The sequence below is a fragment of the Sphingobacterium sp. UBA7253 genome, assembly GCF_002472745.1.
Lineage (GTDB): Bacteria > Bacteroidota > Bacteroidia > Sphingobacteriales > Sphingobacteriaceae > Sphingobacterium > Sphingobacterium siyangense.
Genome location: NZ_DKSP01000166.1, coordinates 430 through 6,673, shown reverse-complemented (window position 1 = coordinate 6,673; position 6,244 = coordinate 430). Strand labels below are relative to the sequence as shown.

General features: G+C 38.3%; 3 protein-coding genes and 1 tRNA gene. 3 read left to right on the top strand and 1 reads right to left on the bottom strand.

Annotation, left to right across the window (positions count from 1 at the left end; genetic code table 11):
* Positions 1-39: 39 nt before the first annotated feature.
* A complete protein-coding gene (locus B2X72_RS17005; protein WP_286850829.1) occupies positions 40-2,859 on the bottom strand; it encodes a S9 family peptidase in 2,820 nt (939 codons plus the stop codon).
* A gap of 94 nt (positions 2,860-2,953) precedes the next feature.
* Between B2X72_RS17005 and B2X72_RS17000 the strand changes: the two genes are divergently transcribed.
* The 3 genes from B2X72_RS17000 to B2X72_RS16990 all read left to right on the top strand — a co-directional run bounded on the left by B2X72_RS17000 (position 2,954) and on the right by B2X72_RS16990 (position 5,817).
* Entirely contained in the window at positions 2,954-3,691 is a 738-nt protein-coding gene (locus B2X72_RS17000) for an SIMPL domain-containing protein (RefSeq protein WP_088162030.1), read from the top strand.
* Positions 3,692-3,805: 114 nt separating this feature from the next.
* A tRNA-Leu gene (locus B2X72_RS16995) sits at positions 3,806-3,885 on the top strand.
* Between the two features lie 618 nt (positions 3,886-4,503).
* Complete coding sequence (locus B2X72_RS16990) at positions 4,504-5,817, top strand: PDZ domain-containing protein (RefSeq protein WP_088162029.1); 1,314 nt, start codon at positions 4,504-4,506, stop codon at positions 5,815-5,817.
* The last annotated feature ends 427 nt before the right edge of the window (positions 5,818-6,244 follow it).

Genomic DNA, 6,244 nt, shown 5'->3' with positions numbered 1-6,244 from the left:
TGTGATTTATATAAATCACACCTTTTTTATTGTTTTGTGTTATAATTCGAATCCCCAGTCTATTCCTTTTTCGGTAGCAGGTACTCCTTTCTTCATCCAAGCAGGAGCGGGGGCACCTTTTAGGAAATGATCGAAGAATTGCTGTTCGCGAATTTGTATATCCTTACGGTTTTGTCGAAGTATGAGGTTATGTTCATCACCATTATAATTCAGCATCCATACAGGTTTGTTTAATCGGCGTAACGCAGTAAACATTTCAATACCTTGATACCATGGCACGGCCCCGTCGTTGTCATTAGCCATAATGACAACAGGAGTTTTAACTTTATCCAAATGGAATAAAGGTGAATTTTCGATATATAGTTCTGGAGCTTCCCACAGGGTTTTTCCGATGCGGCTTTGTGTATGTTCGTATTGGAACTGGCGGGACATACCACTTTGCCAGCGTATTCCGCCATAGGCAGATGTCATGTTGACGACAGGAGCACCAGTCCATGCTGCAGCGTACATATTGGTCCGCGTAATGAGGTGAGCAACTTGATAACCGCCCCAACTTTGGCCCTGTATTCCCATCTTTGTGCTATCAACCCATGCATTCTGAGCGAGGTATCTCATCCCAGAATTGATGTATTCTTCAGCTGATTTACCCGGATGACCTGTTTTGTAGCTTATATTTGGCGCAAATACCAGGTACTCGTTACTTACAAAATAGGGGATGTTCAAACGCGATGGCGTAGGAGCAGGGGGTTGATACGTATATAATCCATCTGAAAGCTTTTCATAGAAGTAAGCTATAATGGGATATTTTTTTGCAGGATCAAAATTTTCTGGTTTATAAAGAATTCCCTCAGCCTGATTTCCTTCGGGCGTTGTCCAATGGACTAACTCCGCTGTCCCCCAGTTGTAATTAGCCTGTTGCTGATTAATATTGGATAGTTGTAATTCGTCTTTGAACTTTATGGTATTGGTGTAGATATTAGGCGAATTCATATAATCCTCTTTACTGTACAGTATCGTTTGTTGATCCGCTGAAGAGCTGATATTCCTGAACGTTTTTGCCTCCACCAAAAGACTTTTAGGATCGTTATGCTGCCCCTTGAACTGGTAGAAACCAGATTCTTTGGTTTTATTGTCAAAGGAAGTTAGAAAACCACCCTTTTTATAGTCGAGTGTTGTGGCTTGTTCGCGGTCCTCTTCTCTTTTTAGCGGTAAGTAGCGGAAAGTTGTCTGCGATGCAGCTCCATAGCCGTTGGTCAAGATGGATTTGCTGGAACCGTCCAAGTTAAAATACCAGATATCATATCTCGAATTGACGTAAATCCCTTTAAAGTCTGGGCTCCATGCTGCCATGCCGTATCCTTGTGCTGAGGTAGGCATATCATTTTCTTCGTCCGCAAAGGACGCAGGTATACCGTCGTTTAGAACTGTCTTTTTCTTTGAACTAACCTGATAGGAATTCCAGGTTCCTTTATCTTGGTCGAAATATACGATGTATTTTGCGTCAGGACTTAAGATTGCATTTCCCGAAAAGTCTGAAAGGATTAACTCTTTATTTCCTGTTTTTGTCGAAACCAGATAGATGTCATCTCTTGTTCTACCTTCCCATTGGCTTGCGATGCGCTTGCCAAAATCAGTACGCGCTAAGATATACTCTTCATTTCCGTCCGGTGTAAGTGCGGTGGAGTTGAATGTTTGATCCGTCAGGGGGATAATGTTACGGTTGTATTTGGGGTAAGTGACCGCTAAGAAGTTTCTTGCAAGGTCTTTCTTTAAATTTACCAACTGCATGGGTTGTAAATAATCGTCTTGCCAGTTCCAAACGTCTACTTTAGCATGCTCAAAATCAACCAAAGTGGTGTCTTTAACACGCGGTATTGGTGCTATGCCGAAAAATAACTTCTCTCCATTTTTGCTGAAACGGATATCCCCATCCCCGCTAACAGCCCAGTTTTTAGGTATACCATTGCTGGTTTTTGTTGCAAGATATTGGGCTGTATCTATACCATTTGAATAGTAATATAAATTATAATTTTTCAGCAATGCCTTTTCATTGGAGAGATCCCCTAGATAAGCGAGCTGATTGCCTGATTCATCAAATTTGAAATTTTTATAATTGCCTTTTCCATTTGATATTTTTTTAAGCTTTTTAGTTGCTATTTCGTAGAGGTAGACTCCAGATTCTTTTGACAGGCTATCTTTCGAATCCGTTTTTTTTGAAAAAACAATTTTTGATCCGTTTTTATTCCATTCGTATTGATCTACGGATGAAAATTGTACCGAATCACCGGAATTTAAATCATATAAAGCAAGCGTTGCAACCGTTTTTTTCTTTTTATCGCTGCTTTTCTTTGCTGATGTGGCATCATTAACCGCTTTTGTTTCAGATTTCTCATTTATTTCCTTGTCGAAAAGAAAAGAGACGAAATTGTTGTTTTGATCGGCAATTTTGTAGGATTTTACCTGCGCAAATTTGACAAGGGATGAAGTTGTTAAATTGTAGATCGCCAATGAATCTTTTGGGAGTTCTTCGGCTTTCTTCTTTTTGATTTTGGCTTCTCGGGTTACGGCAAATGGCGCTTTGACCAAACTTAGCAGATGGTTTTCGGTATCTGTCAGTTTTCCATTATATCCACGGGGAATTTGAATGAGTTCTTTGTTTTCTTTGGTTTTTAGAAAAAGCTTATTATCGCCTTCTTGTGGAACGACCTGGAACAGGACAAATTTTCCCGATTTACTGATATAGGGCGATGATACGCTTTGCCAACTATCATATACCGTATGATCCAATGGTTTCTTTTGTGCATGGGCAGCGAATGCTGCCAGAAAACAAAATGGAATACAGATACTTTTCTTATTCATATTTTAAACCTTTTTGTCGCAATTTATTCATAAAAAATAAATAAACATCGATTTTTTGGTATATTCATTGTTACGTAAACATAAAAAACTGGTTATGAAATCATCATCCGCTGTTATTATTTCGATTATAATGGGCGCTGTGCTCTTGCTTGGCACCTGGATATTGGGTACAGCTTATCGTTATAAGTTTAAATCGACGCAGACAATCACTGTTAATGGTAATGCCAAAAAAGATTTCGAATCTGATCTAGTCAAATGGAGTGCTACTTTTAGCCGAAAGAATTATGAATTGAGTGCTGCTTCAGCACAACTGGCCACAGATCGTGATTTGGTGCGGGATTTTTTAGTGCAACAAGGGGTTAAAGCCGACGAAATCCGTTTCGAGGCCGTTAATATTGCCAAAGATTTCGAATATCATACAGATGGAAAGGGGAATGGTTATAATACTTTTTCCGGTTATACATTATCGCAGGCCGTAAGTGTCGAATCCAAAGACTTAAATAAAGTGGACAATGCGTCACGAGAAATATCGACATTAATTTCCAAAGGGATAGAACTTAGCTCCAGCACCCCCAATTATTATTACTCCAAGCTAGAGGATCTGAAATTAGAACTTATTTCACAGGCTTCAAAAAATGCACATCAACGTGCAGAAAATATTGCAAAGGAATCGAATGCCGGATTAGGTAATCTGGTAAAGGCCGATCTCGGAATTTTTCAGATAACAGGACAAAACGACAACGAAGAGTACTCTTCTGGCGGTGCATTTAATACAACCTCAAGAAAAAAAACAGCTAATATCACGGTTAAAGCAAGTTTTTTGAGTAACTAATGAAAAATTATTCGACTGAATTTCAGTTCTATATTGGTTTTCATTGAAAATTTGTTCAAAAAGTTTTCTCCTTTTCAATAAAAAACCTACTTTTGCATCATCCCAAACGGATATGCCCGGATGGCGGAATTGGTAGACGCGCTGGTCTCAAACACCAGTGGGAAACCGTGCCGGTTCGACTCCGGCTCCGGGTACTAAAAGCCTCTTTACTTACTGTAAAGAGGCTTTTTTTGTTCGTCTATGCTGCATCTGACCTGAAGATCGCCTCAAGTTCCGGATTATGGCTAATCAAGGTAGGTACTAAAACAGATACATCCTAATATCAACTTATATCTAATAACAATTTTCAATCAATCTTTAGACAGTGATCAGTCAGTGCTTATTCAATTTGTACTGAATAATCACTGAACAATCACTGAACGAGCACTGAGCAAGCACTGAATAAGCACTGTCTTAAGATCTAATTTGGTCACTACTTGATTCTAAGTTGCTGCAGCTATTGCTTGTTCTTTGGTGTTTCTTCGCTTATTGTAGCTACTTTCATTAGACCTTCCTCGGTATTCGTTTGCCGTTTCTTTGGTGTTTCTTTGGTATTTCTTTGTTTATTCTTTGGTATTTTAACGATAAAACAGCAATAAAACAGCAATAAAATAGCACAGAAACGGTAACGAAGGTGTAATCTTGACCCAGACTTGTACATAAGAAAGATAAATTGACTACCGTAGAATTGGTAATAAGATGGGCTTTTATTTATAAACGTTCTTTAATCTGAATATTCTTGTTTAAATTGGAAATACCAAATATAAACTTGGATGAAAACAGTTTTTTTATCGCTGGCACTGCTGTGTTTTTTCATTACTCATGGGCAAGTAGGGTTTGTCTTAAACGGGAAAAAGAATGTTAAAATTCCTTTTCTTTTCGTACATAACCTGGTGATTATACCTGTACAGGTAAATGGATATATGATGAACTTCCTGTTGGATACGGGGGTTAAAGAAACCATGATATTTGGCGAAACATTAAAGTCAATTGATAGCGCTGTTTTTGTTAATAAATTTCAGGGATTGGGCAGGGAAGAGGGGTTGGATGGCTATTTATCCATACATAATCAGGTGAATATTGCTGGGGTATATGAAGATTTAGACCAACCGATCTATATTCTTCAAAATGCGCATATTGATATCTCTACCCGGATAGGAGTAGAAGTTAATGGAATTATGGGAAGTCGCTTTTTTGAAAACCAAATGATAGAAATGGATTTTCAAAAACATCGTATTACCTTATATGCCAAGGCTAACCGGCCCAAGGGACTTGACAAGATGCAGCGTTTGCCGCTGGATATTTTAAATAGTCGTCCCTATACTGCGGTTGCTTTTAAACAGGGGAGTGTTTCTATTGATGGTCGCGTATTGATTGATATGGGAAATAGCGATGCCTTAATGCTAATTCCTTCAAAGTTAAATAATTTTGATATTAAGCCTCCATTTATTGATGACTACATTGGGCAGGGGTTTAACGGTGAGATTTATGGAAAAAGAAATCGAATCCGATCGCTCGAACTTGGGCCGTTTACAATGAACTATCCCCTGGTAGCCTATCCTGAATTGAGTTCGTTACAGCATGCAACATTTGTGAGCGAAAGAATAGGTTCCATTGGAAACGAGTTGTTACGCCGATTTAAGGTCGTATTCGATTATCCCAACAAGTCGATATATCTTCATAAGAATAAAGATTTTGATCGCTTTTATTATTTGAATATGAGTGGTTTGGAGATTATACATGATGGTATTAAATACGAAAAAGAAGAAATACCTGTCGTTCTGCAAAAAGATGGCGGTACAGAGGTAAGAATGGGTAACAGCGTACAGTATCGCTTTGTACTTCGAAATATGTACAAAATTGCGACTGTTCGTGATGGTTCGCCTGCGGCAATCGCAGGACTAATACCCGGAGATAAGGTTGTACGGATCAATGGTAGAGCTGCATCGTCATTTTCCCTGGAGTCAATTCACAATCTTTTTAAATCAGAAGAGGGAAAGGAAATGCATTTTCGAGTGACCAGAGGCGAGAAGACACTCGACTTTAAATTTGTGTTAAAGGATCCGCTTCCATTTAACTCGGATTAAATTTTTGCTAATTTTGCTATTTTAAACTGAACTTACTTATATTTGCACTTGATAATAATATTTTAATAATTTAAACACGAAAAGATATGTTGGTCGCTAGAATAATAACACAGCAAGCTTTTAAGGCAAATGGATTTGTCGAAAGCAATCTTCGTGCTTTTCGTTTTATTTAAGATATTTTTCGAAATAGGAGTGCATCGTGTCTCTTCAATCCGCTGGAGTGAATAACAGGTCGCTTTACTTCTTTTGAAAAACTAATTTATACAGATGAAAAAGCCGAAGTTCATTCGGGCTTTTTAATTTTCCGGATTTTCGTTTCTATTTAGATAGTCAAAGCTCTTCAGGGCTGCAGCGTTTTTGAAAAACAGGTGCGTTCGACTCTATAGGAGTAATTGACTGTGCATTAAGAAAAAATGCTTAATAGAAC

Bases quoted from the DNA above. Each gene is read 5' to 3' on its own strand.
- B2X72_RS17000 (WP_088162030.1), top strand. From the start codon at position 2,954: ATGAAATCATCATCCGCTGTTATTATTTCGATTATAATGGGCGCTGTG.
- B2X72_RS16990 (WP_088162029.1), top strand. From the start codon at position 4,504: ATGAAAACAGTTTTTTTATCGCTGGCACTGCTGTGTTTTTTCATTACT.
- B2X72_RS17005 (WP_286850829.1), bottom strand. From the start codon at position 2,859: ATGAATAAGAAAAGTATCTGTATTCCATTTTGTTTTCTGGCAGCATTC.